Origin of the sequence: Dyadobacter sp., from assembly GCF_017744695.1 — a bacterium.
Lineage (GTDB): Bacteria > Bacteroidota > Bacteroidia > Cytophagales > Spirosomataceae > Dyadobacter.
The window spans coordinates 292,856-309,391 of the sequence record NZ_JAGIAS010000005.1 but is presented as its reverse complement, the minus strand read 5'-3'; the positions used below and the strand labels follow the sequence as shown (position 1 = coordinate 309,391).

Here is a 16,536-nt window from a genome sequence, read left to right as displayed (position 1 = left end):
AGAGCAGCCCCAAAGCTGCTCTTCTTGTTTTGCCTATGTCGGATCCCTGGCACTATATGTCGCCGGAGGCGCGTGGTTCAAGACGGGTTGCCCATTTTTGGAGCAGTACCACCAGATCGTCGAGGATAACCGGCTTGCTCAGGTAATCGTCCATCCCTGCCTCAAAACACTTCTCTTTGTCCTGCTGTAATGCATTGGCAGTCATGGCGATGATAAACGGATGCGCGGTATGCTTCGCCCTGATTTGCCGGGTAGCTTCCAGCCCGTCCATTTGCGGCATTTGCATATCCATCAGGATAACGTCGTAATCGGTTTTCTGCACCCGTTCGAGCACTTCCAGGCCATTTTGCGCCAGATCAGCACGGTAACCCAACTTACTGAGGGTATTCATGATCACAATCTGGTTGACTTTATTATCCTCAGCTACCAGAATAACCATAGGGTGCCGGTGAGCGAAATCAGAATGAAGTTTCTTCCCGGCGTCGTCGGATTTTGGCGCAGTCTCTTGGGCCTCCTGCACGTCGGGGGCAACTTTGGCGACGATCCAGAACCGAAAGGTACTGCCCTTGTGCAGCTCGCTTTTGACTTCAATACCGCCTCCCATCAATGCGGTCAGCTTTTCGCAGATCACCAGACCAAGGCCCGTGCCTCCATATTGCCGCGTCGTGGATGAATCCACTTGTGAAAAAGGCTTGAATAATTTGTCCAGCTTATCCTCCGCAATTCCGATCCCGGTATCGCTGACTTCGAAGCCGAGCCTCGCCTCATCTCCCTCGCACCCGATCACGTACACATGTACACGTACCTCGCCATTGGGTGTGAATTTAATCGCATTGCCTACCAGATTTGTCACGATCTGCCCAAGCCGCAAACGGTCCCCTACAATGCGTGACGGCACATTTTCCTCCATTTCCAAGCTCAGGTTCAGCGGCTGGGTGGCGGTTTTAGCCCTGAAAAGATCCATGACCTCTCCGATGCAAGCTCTCAAACCAAATTCTTTTTCTTCGAGCTCCATGTTTCCCGACTCGATTTTGGAAACATCGAGGATGTCGTTGATCACATTCAGCAAATCTCTTCCGGACGTCTGTATGGATTTGGTAAAATTGCGCTGTTCTTCGGTCAATTCGGTTTCCGCCAACAATGACGCCAGGCCGATTACCCCGTTCATGGGCGTCCTGATCTCGTGGCTCATTGTTGCTAGAAATGCACTTTTGGCCCTATTGGCCAGTTCCGCCTTTTCCACCGCCACTTGCTGCTCGCCGATTGCGCGCTCCAATTGTTTTGTCCGCTCCTGTATCTGCTGTTCGAGAACCCGCTTTTGCTTACGGATCGTGTACGTCCGGATCTGGTACAGGGTTACAATCAGCGCAACAATCAACAGAACAGTGAGTAGTCGGAACCACCAGGTGAGCCAAAAGGGGGGCGTGATGATCAATTCCACCGCAACACCTTTCTCATTCCACAACCCATCGTTGTTGGAACCCTTTACCCTGAATATGTAAGTCCCCGGATCGAGGTTTGTATAGGTAGCCGTGCGTTTGTTACCCGCATAGTTCCAATTCTTGTCGAAACCTTCCAGCATATAGGCGTACTGGTTCTTTTCCGCAACCGTGTAACTCAATGCCGCAAATTCGAAGGTTATCACCGACTGATCGTGGCGAATGGTGATGGTTTTCGTCTCGCTGATCTGCTGTTGGAGGATATGGTCACTGCCTCCTGTGACGACCTGACGGTTAAATATTTGAAAATCGGTAATGTACACGGGCGGCACGAAGTCATTGTACCGCAGGCTGTCCGGATAAAAACTGATAAAACCATTGATACCTCCAAAGTACATCTGACCGTCGGCGGTCTGAAAACGGGAGTTGTCCCGAAACTCGTTCCCCGGCAGACCGTCGGCAATGCCATAGTTGCGAAACCCGCTGGTCAGCAGGTTGAATTTGGAAATGCCTTTATTGGTACTGAGCCAGAGATTGTTCTTATTGTCTTTCTGAATGCCAAATACCACGTTACTCGCAAGGCCGTCTTTTTCGCTGAACGACTTGAATACCTGCTTTTTCCGATTGAAATAGCAAAATCCGCCGCCGACCGTGCCTATCCAGAGATCGCCGTTGTCGGCTTCCAGGATTGATTGTACTTTGTTGTGGGAAATACTCGAAGGGTCGCCGGGCCTGCTGCGGTAATGTTTGAAACCGCTGCGATCCGGCAAAAGCAGGTCGAGGCCATGAAACGTTCCTACCCAGATGTTCCCTTTTTTATCCTGAAAAATTGTGGTGATAATGTCCCCGCTGATACTAGCCGGATCGGCGGTATCGTGCCGGTAGTGCGTGTACTCTTTTGTTTTAACATTATAAAAGTCAAGCCCGCCCTTCCACGTACCGATCCAGAGATTACCGTCACGATCGCGCATCATATTGTTGACGTCAGAAATCGAAAGGCTGTTGGGATTATCTTCTTCTGGCAGGTGGTGCTCGATCGCGCCGGTTTTAACGTTCAGGAAATCGAACCCGCCGTTATGAAAACCCAGGGCAAGTACATCCCTGGCTATCCAGATCACGGAAATGACATAGTCGTTTGAAATCGACCGGGGATCGCCCTCGCGGTGCCGGTAAAATGTAAAGTTTTTGGTTTTTCGATTGAACCTGTTGAGCCCTCCCCCGTCGGTCCCGATCCATATGTCATCGCTGGTGCTATCGCCGCAAATGGCGAGCACCGCATTGTTACTCAGACTATTGGGATTATTGACCTTCCGGCGATACGAATCAAATTTAGGACCAAACTTCGGCAAAAACGACACGCCGCCTGAATAGGTGCCGATCCACATATTCTCCGCATTGTCGTGGTAAATCGCATAAACCGAATTGTTGCTGAGCGAAAAACGGTCATCGGGATTGTTGCGTATGGAGAAGAACCGGTCTGTCGAGGGATCATAAATGCTAATGCCCCCATTCTCCGTACCAATCCATAGTTTACCAGCGCCATCTTCGGCCATCGAAAGAATATCGTTGTGCGCCAGGCTCCACGGATCGGCCGAATTGTGCTCAAAATGCTTCACGACATTTCCTGAGCGATCAATCACCGAAACGCCTCCGCCATGCGTCCCGACCCACAGATTCCCCTTCCGGTCGTAGCGTAGCACTTTGATCCAGTCGGATTTCAGTGTCGCGCTACTTTGAACGTCGGTAAGTTCCGCGTGTGGGCGCGCGCCATGCTCATAAGCCGCGAGGACGCCCGATTTCACATCCAGTTTAAACAGCCCCTTTTCTGTGCCGACCCAAAGTACATATCCATCCCCTTCGGCAATGCTGGTCACAAATTCACTTCCCGGGCCGGCATCCCTCCCCGGGTACCTGAAAAGCTGGTAGGTGCCGCGACTCCGATCGAACAGGTAAAGCCCCTGGTCGGTGCCCAGCCATAAGCGGCTGCGGCTATCCCGAAAAATCGTGTTGATCGCCAGGCTGCGCCGCGGATGCGGATAATGCTCAAAACTGTCCGATTTCCGATCGTACCGGTCCAGACCCGTGGACGTACCGACCCACAATTTCCCCTGTTCATCTTGGAGTAGCGACAACACGAAGCTATCGTGAATAGAGGCAGGATTGGCGGGATCATGTTTGTAATGCGTGTATTTATATCCGTCAAACCGATTGAGGCCATCTTCCGTCGCAAACCACATGAAGCCTCTGGGCCCTTTCAGGATCGCACTCACATGGCTCTGGGATAGCCCCTGGTCGGTGGTAAGCCGCCTGAACCTGGGTGCCAATTCCTGTGCAAAAACTTGCTGAAAGCATAGGAGGTATAGCAGCACAACCCTGCGAAATATTGCCTTCATGGCACTTTCATCCATTCTGAATTAGAAACGTCGATTATCGGTTTAAATGTAGAAAAATTATGACCCAATGCAACGTCTACACCGATTCTTACTCTTTGGGCTATACGAATATTAGCCATTTATGAAGAAAATACTACTCAGCCTGCTAATTCTTGGACTTTCCTTTGCCGGCTTTGCCCAGACATTTACGGTAAGCGGTCTTGTCAAAAACCAACAAAATGAGACCGTCGCCTTCGCCGCAGTTTCTATCAATCAATCCAAAGATTCCACTTTGGTAAAAGCCGATGTCGCCGATGAACAGGGCACCTTCAAAATCAACGGCATCCCCGATGGCCGGTATTTTGTACGCGTTTCGGCGGTAGGCCAGCAAATGTACCATTCGGCCGTGTTCGACGTGGCAGGCCAGGATGTAAAACTACCTGTGATCGCCATGTCGCCCGAAGCCAAACAGCTCAACGAGGTGAAGGTAACCGGCACCAAACCGCTCATCGAGGTCAAAAACGACCGGATGGTTTTCAATGTGGAAGCGAGCATCAATGCCACCGGGTCCAATGCGCTCGACCTGTTGCAGCGCTCCCCCGGCGTACAGGTCGACAGGGATGAGAATATTCTGGTGCGCGGTAAAACGGGCGTTCGCATTTATATCGATGGCCGCCCCTCCCCTTTGGCGGGAAAAGACCTTGCCTCCACATTAAAGAGCATGAATTCGGCCGACATTGAGGCCATTGAAATCATCACCAATCCTTCCGCCAAATTCGATGCCGCGGGCGACCTTGGCATTATCAATATCCGCCTGAAGAAAAATGCCAGGCTAGGCACCAATGGCAATGTCAGCATTGGAGGCATGTTTGGCATAACTCCCAAATACAACGCGTCACTGAACCTGAACCACCGCGACAAGAAGCTCAACGTTTTCGGTAATTACGGTTTCAACCAGGGCGCATGGCACAATACGACTTACGACGATCAGATCCTCAACAATGTAGCCTACAACAAATTATGGCACGGCATCTGGCGCGATACCACGCACAGCGCCAAAATCGGGGCCGATTATTTTATCAATTCCAAAAATACCCTCGGTTTCAGTGCCAATGGCCGCATCAGCAACCACAACGGCGGCGGAGAGAGCGAGACTTTCATCAGCAAACGCAACAATCTGACTGCCGACTCGCTCATCCTGTCGTCGCGGACCTCCAATCCCGAGAAAAACAAAAACCTGAACCTGAACGTCAATTACCGCTACGCCGATACCACCGGCCATGAACTGAATATCGATGCCGATTACGGGCGGTTCTCTTCGCGCGGGATCAGTTACCAGCCCAACAAATACCATTTCCAGACAACCGGTGACGAACCGATCGAGCGGAATTACGTTTCGAAAACGCCCGTGGACATTACCATTAAATCCTTCAAAATCGACTACGAGCAACCTTTCAAAAAAGGGAAATTAGGGTATGGCGTAAAGCTATCGGACGTAAAATCTGACAACACATTCAATTTTTTCAATGTTTTGCAAAATGTTGAAGTGATCGACACCAACCGCAGCAACCGCTTCAAATACCTCGAACGCGTGTATGCGGCTTATGTTAATTACAATATTTCGCTTGGTAAAAAATGGGACTTGCAAGCCGGGCTCCGCGCCGAGCACACCAAATCGCTGGGCGACCTGACGAGCTACAAACATAACGATCTCGACAAAGTCGATACGACCTACCTGAGCTTCTTCCCAAGTGGCGCTATCTCGTTCCGGGCGTCCAAAAACCACACCTGGAACCTCAATTACAGCCGACGCATCAACCGGCCGAGTTATCAGAACCTCAATCCTTTCGAGTACCGCGTTGATGAGCTGGTCTATTCCAAAGGCAATCCGTTCCTGAAACCCGAATACGCCAATAGTTTCAAACTCTCGCACGTATACAAGGGCATACTCACGACCTCGTTCGGCTACCGCCGCACCCGGTTCCCGGTAGTAGGGTTGCGCATTCCCTATGACAGCAGCCGCACGTATTTCATTACCGAAAATCTAGACTACTCACAAGGTTTCAGCCTGGACATGAGCATTACTACGCCGATCACAAAATGGTGGGAGTTGAATTTCAATGTCAGCGGGTATCACAATCTCTGGAAAGCCGCGCTGGACAACGGCGTGGTGGTCAACAACCGGACAACTGCGTTTAACCTCAACGGCCAGAACACTTTCAAACTTAAAAACAGCTGGACTATCGAACTATCCGGGTGGTACAACTCGCCTTACCGCCGCATCGATTACAACTGGCAAATGGGCATGGTGGATGTTGGCGTTCAAAAGAAATTCTGGAAGGATAACGCCAGCTTGAAAGCAACATTCAGCGACATTTTCCATACTGCGCGCGGCGGATACACGTCGGCATATGCAGGTATCGAAACGCGCCTTCGGTTCCGTTTTGAGGGCCAGATGCTGCGTATTAACTTCAATTATCGCTTTGGCAGCAAGGAGATCAAGGCGGCACGCAGCAGAAGGTCCGGGTCTGAAGACGAGCTGAATCGCATCAAGGGTTAAATAGATCTCCACACGCCAATTAATATTAATTCTACTTGCGTTTAATGAAAATGCGTACGTTATATTTGCAGGAACGAAACCCTACACGTCTTGCCTCTCAAAGATTCAATCTATCGAACATGGATCAATTTATCCGGCGACCCGTCAGTGTTTCCGCTGAATGCACGGATATTCCATTCGGTGTGCCTGATATCGACCTTCGCATTACTTTATAACGTACCATTCAACTATGCGATAGGATTGCCCAAGATCGCATTGGCCAGTCTTATCGTTTTACTGATCACGGTAGGGCTATACTACGCATCCCGCTTCAAAAACCAGGTCAGTATCAGCACATTGCTGGCCAACATTGTCGGACTATCGCTGTTTCTTGTCAACTATTTCCTCAATTCCGGCCTGCGCGGGCCTACCGACCTGTTCTTCCTGCTTTTCCTGCTGCTGAGCATTGCCATCAGCCCGGCCGATCAGTATAAGGTGTGGATACCGATCAACGTTACAGTCCTGATCATTCTCAACCTGGTTGAATTCTATTACCCCCACCTGGTGCCGGACACCTACACCACTCGTTCCAACCGCTTTGTCGACCATATGTCGGCCTATGCGGTGGTTGCCGCGATTACCTATTTCTGCATTCACTACATCAGGGGAAGTTATGAAAGCGAAAAACTGTCCACCCTCGAAAAATCGAAGGCGATCGAATTGCAGAACTTTCAGATTGTCAAGCAGAATGAAGAGCTCGAAAAGCTGAATGCGGAAAAAAACAAGCTCATGTCCATTGTCGCGCACGACCTGCGCTCGCCGCTGGCCAGCATTCAGAATTTCCTTGAACTGCTTACCCAACATGAGCTCGATGAAGAACAAAAGCTGGACATCGAAAACGAGCTTCTCAATTCGACCAAAAACACGCTGGCAATGCTTTCAAAGCTGCTTGATTGGTCGAAATCGCAGCTACACGGCGTTTCCGCACACATGGAATACCTGAATGTGCAAACGCTTTTTGAACCCACGCTGAACCTGGAACGCAATATTGCGGCCCGGAAAAACATCAGCCTCGACTACTATTTCGACCCATCGGCCGGTATTTATGCGGATAGCGACATGATGCAGCTCATCCTGCGAAACATCGTGGGAAATGCGATCAAATTCACCGGCGTAGGCGGGCATATTATGGTTAAAGCGGAAGCACAGGGCAACAATTGCCTGATTTCGGTACAGGACGACGGCATTGGTATGTCATGGGAAAAACAGCAATCCGTTTTCTCGCTCAATGTCGAGTCGACCTTTGGCACCAATAATGAGAAAGGGGTTGGTCTGGGCCTGATGCTCTGCATGGAGTTCATCAAGGCCCAGAAAGGAAAAATCTGGCTGGAAAGCATGCCCGGGGCTGGAACTTGTTTCTACATCTCGGTGCCAATGTTCGACAAAAATAAGGCGCGCCAACCGAATTTGCTCTGATCATCCGCAACCGGGCACATCGGCGAGGTTATAGTAAATCTGTAACCCGCGCTCACGCCCGATCCTGATGTCTTCATCGGCCCCTTTTGATTCCCCTTGCAACCTGAGGATTGCATCGCATTTCTGCAAAAGCCGTCCGGCTACGGGATACAAAATCTCCTCATAAGGCGCATCGCCCGGCACTTTGGAACCTGCCAGTTTAAGCAGCGGCAGCGCCACCCACTCTCCGATCACCGGCAAATGTCCGGCACGGAACAGCTGCAACGTCACCGATTCGAGCTTGTCGAGGTTTTTCCGCATTAAAACAGGGTCATCGTTCGTACCCGACCGGTAGGGTCCGGCGACCAGGATCATTAATCCGCTCATGCCTAAATGTGATTTAAGTGAAATGATTTTATTAAAAATGATCAGATATGCTACTTTTGGTGCGCATTAACACCATTCAAAGCCAATAGATTTGATTTATTTTAATCAATTTTGATTATTTTTGATCAAAAGTAAGCATTTACAATGAACTTTCAAGAACGCAAGAAAAAAATTCTCGCCGCACTGGATGACACCGAGAGCCTGAGTGTCTTCGAACTGGCTGAAATACTCGAAGCATCGCCGGCCACGATCCGCCGCGACCTCGGCGATATCGCGGAGGAAGGTTTGCTCATACGCACGCACGGGGGCGCCATGAAAATGGAAAACCCGGTACTGACCGGGTTCTCGGAAAAATCGGGAGTGAATAACCCGACGAAGGAACAGATCGCAGAAAAAGCAGCTGCCTACGTGCAGGATGGCGACATTATCTTCCTCGATTGTGGCAGCACGGTATTTCAGATGTGCCGGTTTCTGAAAAAGAAAAGCATACGGGTGATTACCAACTCATTACCTATTCTGGCAGAGCTCATTGACGTACCTTCCATCCAGATCAACCTGATCGGCGGGGAACTGAACAAGGCGCGAAAAGCCATCCATGGCGACAAGGCTGTACAGCACATTAATGGGTACCATGCGCACAAGGCGTTCATCGGCGTGGATGGTTTATCAGCAGAAAACGGCCTCACCGCGCACAGCGAGCACGAGTCCACCATTACCACCGCATTCATTCGCAATGCCGGGCAGGTAATGCTCCTCTGTGATGCTTCCAAAATCGGGAAGGACAGCTATGTAAAATTCGCCGAGCTTTCGGCGATTCATACGCTCATCACGGATGCCGATGCTGCCAGGACAGCCGCATTGCGGCAAAACGGGCTGAATGTCGAGATAGCGGGGTGATTACACGAGTACGGCGCCGCCGTCGGTAACGAGGATCTGGCCGGTCACAAACGGCTGTCTCATGAGGTAAATGTAGGTTTGCGCAATTTGCTCCGCCTCGCCCACACGGCGTACGGGCAACGTGCCCGCGACCTGTTCGTAGAATGCATCCCGCTCGGTTTCCGCCATCGACGACCATAAATTGGTACGAATTATACCCGGCGATACGAGGTTTACGCGTATTGGAGCCAGTTCCACGGCCATTGCGCGTGTAAAACCATCCATTGCCGCGCAAATGCTTGCGCCTATGGACCAGCCCGCATTCGGCCGCGCGCTCACGATCCCGCCCGTGAGGACGATCGAACCACCCGCATTGACTCGCGGAGCCGCATATTTGACTGCCATGAATGCACCCCAGTAACGCAGATTGAAAAACTCGCGGGCCGTAGAAACTTCCGTTTCAGCGATCTTACTAAGCAACAGGCTTTCACCGGCCGTAAAAACCAGGTGATCGAGCATGCCTATTTCTTCAAAAAGGTGCTTGATAGATGTTTCATCCGAGAGATCGGCCTGCATTCCGAAACCGGTACCTGGCAATTCGGCCACGGCATTCTGTACCCGCGCCGCATTACTGGATACGATGATCACATGCGCGCCTTCGGCCGCTGCCGCTTTGGACGTAGCCAGTCCCAGGCCGGAGCTGCCGCCCAGGATCACTACTTTTTTACCATTGAGAGAGCATTCTGAATTTGAAGTTTCCATTTGTATTGAATGTTTTGACAATACAAATCTCCCTTACAGGCCAACCAAAGCACTTAACAAATGGTAAAAACGGATTTCAGCGCAGGTTTCTCCGAATGCGGCTGAGCGACTGCGGCGTAATGCCAAGGTAAGAGGCAACGTCGGAAAGCGGCACACGCGTGGCGATATCGGCCTGTCGCGACAGAAACTGCTGGTACCGCGTGGCCGAATCCTGGCCGAGGTACGCATTGCGAATCTGTATCTTTTCCAGCAAGGTCTGATTGGTAATTGTGTCAATCATCGCTTTCAGGTAAGGAATGCGGGTGTAAAGCGTCCACAGGTCCGCTTTTGTGATACTCAGCACCTGCACATCGCAGGCCGCGCAAATACTTTCGTGTGCGGTTACGTGGTTGTTGAAACTATTCAGAATGGTGCAAAACTGGTTTTCCTTCAAAAAGTAATGCGTTACCTCGTTGCCTTTTTCGTTGGTGACCATAATGCGCAGCACGCCATTCAGCACAAAGAACATTTCCTGACAAATTTTCCCGCCTTTGAATAGCACATCACCTTCCCGGAACTGCCGCATGGTGAATGCATTCAGGATCGTTTCCTGATCGGCGGGTGGGATTACTTTGGTGAGTTGCAGAATGGAGATCAGGCGCTGCGGCATAGATTCTCTTTAATGATTTATCCAAATATAATACCCTGCAAAACAAAAAGCCCTGCGCTTGGAAGGCACAGGGCTAGGTAATAGTCCGGTTCAGGTTTTAGTAGCCTTCGTTCTGGTACATTTTCTCCGGGTTCAACTTGGTTTCGTCAAACGGGATCGGATAGTAGCGATCCTTCTTTCCGAAGTTACTGAGCTTGGCAATACCGAAATTCTCCTGCTTTTTACTTTTGAAATAAGCCACAAGCTCGTCGGTCGTAAAAAAGCGCAGCAAATCGAACCAGCGGTGGTTTTCGAATGCGAGTTCCACGCGGCGCTCATGCAGAATGGCCAGTTTTAATGTCGGATATTTCGCAGCGTAATCCGCATTGGCTTTTGAAGCAGCATATTTCGGCAGGCCGGCACGCTCGCGGACCTGGTCGAGGAAACTGATCGCGGCCGGCTCGTCGCCGAGTTGCATATTCACTTCGGCTAGCATCAGGATCACGTCGGCATAGCGGATCAGGATCCAGTCGTTGCCTCCGTAGCCGTTGGTCGTCGCTGCCGAGCTCGCGTCGCGGTATTTAGTGATAAAATAATCCTTCACGATCGGATCGTTGGCGAATTTGATCGAAAAGTCTTTTCTCACATCACCTTCCTCATAATCCTGCACGAGGTCAGGCGTAACATTGCCTCCCGAACCCGACGACGCGAACAATGAGTTGATCGTCTCTCCCTTGGCCTGGTTGTTGCGGGCGATCGAAGACGAGAAGTTGATATCACCTTGCTTGTTCACCACCTGGAAGATAATCTCCGCATTCGTCGACTTCTTGGCCACATCGAATACATCAACATAGGGAACTTCCTTCAACTCACCGAACGAGCGCAGATTGTACGAAGCCATCAGGTATTTTTTGGCCTCATTCAGGTTTGCAACGCGGTTGGCAGCATCCAATGTAGCGGCCATGGTGAGGTACACCTGGCCTAGTAATGCATTGGCAGCGGCTTTGGTCACCCTGCCTTTGGTATTGGCAGTCTGCTTGTCTGGCAAAGTCGACGCTACTGCGTCTTTGAGGTCCTGCGCGATCTGGTTGTACACCACATCCTGTTTCTCGCGGAATGTCGCGGCAGTTACCTCATCGGTGCTGAGCAATTCTTTGGTAACCAAAGGCACATCACCCCATTTGCGGACGAGATGGAAGTAGGTCAATGCGCGAATAAATTTCGCCTCGGCCTTGTACTGCTCTTTCAAGCTGGCATCGGCGAAAGTCACACGCTCGATACCCGCCAGCACCTGGTTGCAACGCGTCACCATCTGGAACAGCGTCAGCCAGTGACTTTTCAAATAGGTATTGCTCGGCAACAGCGAAAAATCGTTGAACTGAAACGGCTCACCGGCGTTCGACTGGTTGTCGTTACGGCCGGTATTGTCCGAACGTTCCTCGCTGAACAACCCGCTGTTTTCCCCGATACCATTGCCATCGCGAAGTGAGTTGTAGATACCATTCACGGCCAGGGCCACGTCGTCGGGCGTCCGGTAAAATGTAGGCGCCGATACCGCATTCGGGTTTTCCTGATCCAGAAAGTCGTTGGAGCACCCCGCCAGGGCCACCAGTCCGAATGCGGAGAATAATGTATTGAAAATGTATTTACGCTTGATCATCTCTTCTGCTGCTTAAAATGTAATACGGGCACCAATGTTGTAGGCACGCACGAGCGGATATTTTCCGTAGTCGACACCCGGTGTCAGGTTAGCCCCGTTGTTGTAATCCACCTCCGGGTTATAGCCCAGGTATTTGGTCAAAGTGAAGGCATTGTCCACGCCTACATACACCCGCAACGCGCTGATCGCATTGTTGGTCAGGCTGCCGATGTTGTTCATGTTGTAGCCCAATGTCAGGTTGGTACATCTCAGGAATGAGCCGTCCTGCAAGTAGAAGGTCGACAAACGCGTGCTGTTGCTTTGCGTCCCCCCGCGTGAGGCACGGTACACGTGCCCGTCGCCCGGCTGCGACTCCGAACGGTAGCGGTTCGCCACTTTGGCATACTGGTTACCCGAGCCTTCCATGTTGTAGAGGTAATAATCCTGCCCGTCGAGCACCTTGTTGCCGTAACTTCCATTAAAAGACGAGCTGAAATCGAAGCTTTTGTAGCTGGCCGTGACCGCGAAACCATAGGTAAATTTCGCATGCGGCGAACCGATCACCCGCTTGTCGGCATCATTCACAACACCATCATTATTCACGTCTTCGAAATACAGGTCACCCGGACGAAGCGGATTGGTAGAAGCCGTTGAACGGGCCGGCCCTTTGAGCTGATAACCTGCCGGGAAGGACTGCGTCGAAGCGTTGTACGCCGCATTATCAGCCGCGATATTCTCCATGTCCTTCTCGCGCACCATTCCTTTTACCTTAAAACCATAGAACATACCGATCGGCTGGCCTTCCTGCGTGATGTGCGTCAGGTACGAACGCTCGGCACCATTGGTAATGATCGTGCTCGCACCACCCATGTCGAGTACTTTGTTGCGGTTCACGGAAATGTTACCGGCTATGTTCAGGTCAAAATCCCTGGTCGAGATCACGCGGGCGTCTACCTGAAGGTCGATACCCTTATTCTGTACTTTCGAGTTCCGGAGATTGGTCAGAATGGTAGAAGCACCCGAAATCGCCGACAGCGGCTGGTTGAACAACAAGTTGTACGAGCGGCTGATGTAGTAGTTCGCCATAACCGACAAACGGTCGTCAAACAAGCCCAGGTCGGCACCGAAGTTGTACTGCGACGTCGACTCCCAGCCCAGGTTCAGGTCTTTGATACCCGTTGCCCACAATGCGGTATTGACGGACCCGTTGCCGTACACCACGCCACCGGGAGCGGCCATGGTCTGGAGGAAGTTGTAGTTACCGATGTTGTTGTTACCACTCAATCCCCAGCTTGCACGCAGTTTAAGTGTAGAAGTATTGCCTAATGCATTTTTGTAGAAATCCTCGTTGGAAATGTTCCAGCCGGCAGACACCGACGGGAAGTTACCCCAGCGGTTGTTCGGGCCGAAACGCGACGAACCATCGGTACGGAAAGTGGCCGTCAGATAATACTTACCATCGTAGTTGTACGCAGCACGGGCCAGGTATGAAAGCAATGTCCAGTTCACTTTGCCGGTTTGGTCGGTTCCGGTATTCAGTGCAAAAAGAGTTGCATCCGCGCCTTTCCCGGTAATTTCCTCGATGCGGTCGTTGGAGAACCCACGAGCGGTTACCGACACGATGTCACGATTGTTTTCCTGCGCTGTATACCCCACCAAACCATCAATGCTGTGCTTGCCGAGTTGTTTTTTGTAGTTCAAAGTAAACTCCGCCAGCTTGTCCATTTGTGTCGTCATCTGCGATACCGCATTCGCCGCAGCGATCGCTTGTGGTGATCCCGGAGGGTTGGCACCGCTACTCAGACTGGTAGGAGAATAGAATTCGTATTTCTCGTTATAGGTCTGCAAACCAAGGTTAACCTTGAAATTCAGATCGGGAATGATCTCATACGTTGCAAAGCCACTGAAAGTCCCACGCTGGCCTCTGCGGTTGATATGCGTTTCTGTCGCCAAAGCCACCGGGTTTTCGATCGACTGGTAGCCATATGCCGAGCTCAATGAAGCCGCTTCATTTTTCGCCAGGCTGCCATCTTCATTATACGCCTTGAAAATCGGCATATAAATCAATGCCCCAAGGATAGGGCCTTTATCAAAACGGCCTTCCTGCACCTCGCGGTTGCTGTTGTAGGTAAATGCGAGGTTCGCACCCACTTTCAGCTTCTTGGTAACATCCGCATCCAGGTTCGTCCGGAAGTTGGTCCTATGCTGGCCGGTGCTCAGGATAATACCCTGCTGGTTGAGCTGCCCGCCGCTGATCGCATACCGCAAACCGTTCTTTCCGCCCGAAAACGAGATATTATGACGGTGCACCGGTGCATTGCGGTAAAGTTCGTTCTGCCAGTCGGTGTTGTATTTCGGAGTAATCAGCTTCTGGTTCGCGAAATCGTACAAATCGGTCGGAATACTCACGGAACCCGCATTACCCACATTTTTGATCCGGGTTGCATTGTCGTCCGAGTACATGCCATCGTTCCAGGTCTTGCCGGCATTCACCATCAGATCACGATAGCTCGCATTGCGGCCGTCGATCATCAGTTGGCCGAATTCGGAGGCATTGAGCAACTTGACCTTCTTGCTCAGCTGGTTCACACCGAACTGGTATTCATATTCCAGCCGGCCTTTACCTTCCTTACCTCTTTTGGTCGTGATCAGCACTACCCCACCCGCTGCACGCGAACCATAAATGGCCGCCGACGCTGCATCTTTAAGGATGTCGATCGATTCGATATCATTAGGGTTTATGAAAACGTCGTTACCGGCCGGATAGCCATCGATCACATACAGCGGATCCGAGCTCGCATTCACCGAGCCCACGCCGCGTACGCGGATCTTCGTGCCTACGTAAGGCGCGCCGCTCACCTGCGAGATCTGCACACCTGCCACCTTACCAACCAATGCTTGCCCCACGGTTGGCGTGCTGAGGTTCAATTCTTTGGCCTTTACGCTGGAAATAGCACCGGTAAGGTCGCTTTTACGCATCGTCGAATAACCTACCGCTACGAATTCGTTCAGCATCATCGCATTCTCTTTCAGGGTAATGACCAGCGGCGTATTGCCGGAAACCACCGCTTCCTGCGCGATAAAGCCCACAAAAGAAAACACCAGCGTCGCACCCGAGCCGGTTTCAAGCGAGAACGTACCCGCGGCATCGGTTACCGTACCTTTGTTGGTACCTTTTTCCAAAACCGTCACACCGAGCAATGGCTGACCGGTCTCATCCACCACCTTTCCCGTCACCGTCATAGCGCGGGTCGGCCTTTCAAACATCATCCGGCCTTTACCGGAAGCCACTGCATGCCTGCCCGGACCGAAAACCAGGATACCTGTCATTACCAACGGAACAATTGGCAGTATCAGTTTCTTCATAATAGTTTTAAAAAATTTAACAAAAACAAGAAAACACGTCACAACCCACTTTAAAAGCCCCGTACTCCGTGCTGAAAAATCGAGCGCAAAAGTATTTTTGGACTATTAATCGAATCGAACGTGTTTATTATGAAAATGTAAAATTTTCAAGAACCAGAAGTAACCGATCACCAGGTTACACGTACCTGATGCATGTTGCTTTTGCGGGATGACGTCACCGCTACCCCCTTCGAAGTAGTGCCGGTGAATGTAAAACCTTCCAGCTCATCGGCCTTATCAATATCCACCGAGTTGAGTACGACCTGCTCCCCTTTTTCAAGTGACTTTTTTAGATCTACAAATGTGAACCGCCAGCGCCGGCCTTCTATCTGGTTTTGAATTAATACTAAAACTCCCTTCTCCGGCACCCAATGCAAGTTTTGAACCCAGGGCCCGCAGGTAAACTTCTTCACGAGCACGCCCGGTGCACTCGTCTTATCTACCTTTTGCAAAACAGCCGGGTCATAGAGACGCACTTCGTTTCGTTTGTCGCCGTAATCGGCGGTCGCGACAAGCCATTTGCCATTGTACTCGACATACTCCGGCCTCGTCCCCTGAATGCAGGCATCGTCCTCAATCGTACGGATCAGGTTGCCATCCAGGGTGCCGGTTTTTAACAGGCCATTCCAGTCGACCTGGTAAATTACGGCCCGCCACGAGGTCCCTTCCGTGTTCAGCCGAATGCTGTTGCCCATAAACACAGGCAATTTACCGTGCCTCGCAATGCCCGTCGGATGGTTGATCACATCCTTGCCGTCAACAGTCAGCCGGATTTCCTTTCCCGTATAACGCAGAGAATCGCCAGTCTGGCGGTATTCCCGCACCATGCCGACTTCACGGTCCCCGTACAAATACACTTTCCCATCCAGATAAGCCGCTCCCTGACAAGCACCGAGAGAGTCTACGGTGTGAGAGGATACAAGCGACACATCCGGCACGGCAGGAATAGTAAATGCGGCAAAAACCGCAGCAGCAACGATTGCGACACCCGATAATTTCAGTAGTTTCATTTGAGATAGGTATTAAAAAATTGC

Annotated in this window: 10 protein-coding genes; 3 read left to right on the top strand and 7 right to left on the bottom strand. The window is 51.2% G+C overall.

Going from position 1 to position 16,536, the window contains the following annotated elements; translation table 11 throughout:
- Window positions 1–52: 52 nt before the first annotated feature.
- Window positions 53–3,832, bottom strand: a complete 3,780-nt coding sequence (locus tag J7619_RS19665) for a hybrid sensor histidine kinase/response regulator (RefSeq protein WP_291202431.1) — start codon at window positions 3,830–3,832, stop codon at window positions 53–55.
- 121 nt (window positions 3,833–3,953) lie between these two features.
- Between J7619_RS19665 and J7619_RS19660 the strand changes: the two genes are divergently transcribed.
- Both J7619_RS19660 and J7619_RS19655 read left to right on the top strand, forming a co-directional pair.
- Complete coding sequence (locus J7619_RS19660; RefSeq protein ID WP_291202428.1) at window positions 3,954–6,371, top strand: outer membrane beta-barrel family protein; 2,418 nt, start codon at window positions 3,954–3,956, stop codon at window positions 6,369–6,371.
- Between the two features lie 90 nt (window positions 6,372–6,461).
- Window positions 6,462–7,826, top strand: a complete 1,365-nt coding sequence (locus J7619_RS19655) for a sensor histidine kinase KdpD (protein WP_291202424.1) — start codon at window positions 6,462–6,464, stop codon at window positions 7,824–7,826.
- Here J7619_RS19655 and J7619_RS19650 read toward each other — a convergent pair whose 3' ends face one another.
- Window positions 7,827–8,192: a DUF4406 domain-containing protein gene (locus J7619_RS19650; RefSeq protein ID WP_291202421.1), complete on the bottom strand. Its 366-nt coding sequence runs from the start codon at window positions 8,190–8,192 to the stop codon at window positions 7,827–7,829.
- Between the two features lie 144 nt (window positions 8,193–8,336).
- Between J7619_RS19650 and J7619_RS19645 the strand changes: the two genes are divergently transcribed.
- The gene (locus J7619_RS19645; RefSeq protein WP_291202419.1) at window positions 8,337–9,089 is read left to right on the top strand and encodes a DeoR/GlpR family DNA-binding transcription regulator; all 753 of its coding nucleotides are present in this window, start codon (window positions 8,337–8,339) and stop codon (window positions 9,087–9,089) included.
- Here J7619_RS19645 and J7619_RS19640 read toward each other — a convergent pair whose 3' ends face one another.
- The 5 genes from J7619_RS19640 to J7619_RS19620 form a co-directional block, all read right to left on the bottom strand.
- Window positions 9,090–9,830: an SDR family oxidoreductase gene (locus J7619_RS19640; RefSeq protein WP_291202416.1), complete on the bottom strand. Its 741-nt coding sequence runs from the start codon at window positions 9,828–9,830 to the stop codon at window positions 9,090–9,092.
- Window positions 9,831–9,906: 76 nt separating this feature from the next.
- Window positions 9,907–10,479: a Crp/Fnr family transcriptional regulator gene (locus tag J7619_RS19635; protein ID WP_291202413.1), complete on the bottom strand. Its 573-nt coding sequence runs from the start codon at window positions 10,477–10,479 to the stop codon at window positions 9,907–9,909.
- 97 nt (window positions 10,480–10,576) lie between these two features.
- Window positions 10,577–12,118, bottom strand: a complete 1,542-nt coding sequence (locus J7619_RS19630) for a RagB/SusD family nutrient uptake outer membrane protein (protein WP_291202410.1) — start codon at window positions 12,116–12,118, stop codon at window positions 10,577–10,579.
- A gap of 12 nt (window positions 12,119–12,130) precedes the next feature.
- Window positions 12,131–15,463, bottom strand: a complete 3,333-nt coding sequence (locus J7619_RS19625; protein WP_291202407.1) for a TonB-dependent receptor — start codon at window positions 15,461–15,463, stop codon at window positions 12,131–12,133.
- A 167-nt stretch (window positions 15,464–15,630) separates the two neighbouring features.
- On the bottom strand, window positions 15,631–16,512 hold the full coding sequence (locus J7619_RS19620; RefSeq protein ID WP_291202404.1) for a hypothetical protein: 882 nt from the start codon (window positions 16,510–16,512) through the stop codon (window positions 15,631–15,633).
- Between the last annotated feature and the right edge of the window lie 24 nt (window positions 16,513–16,536).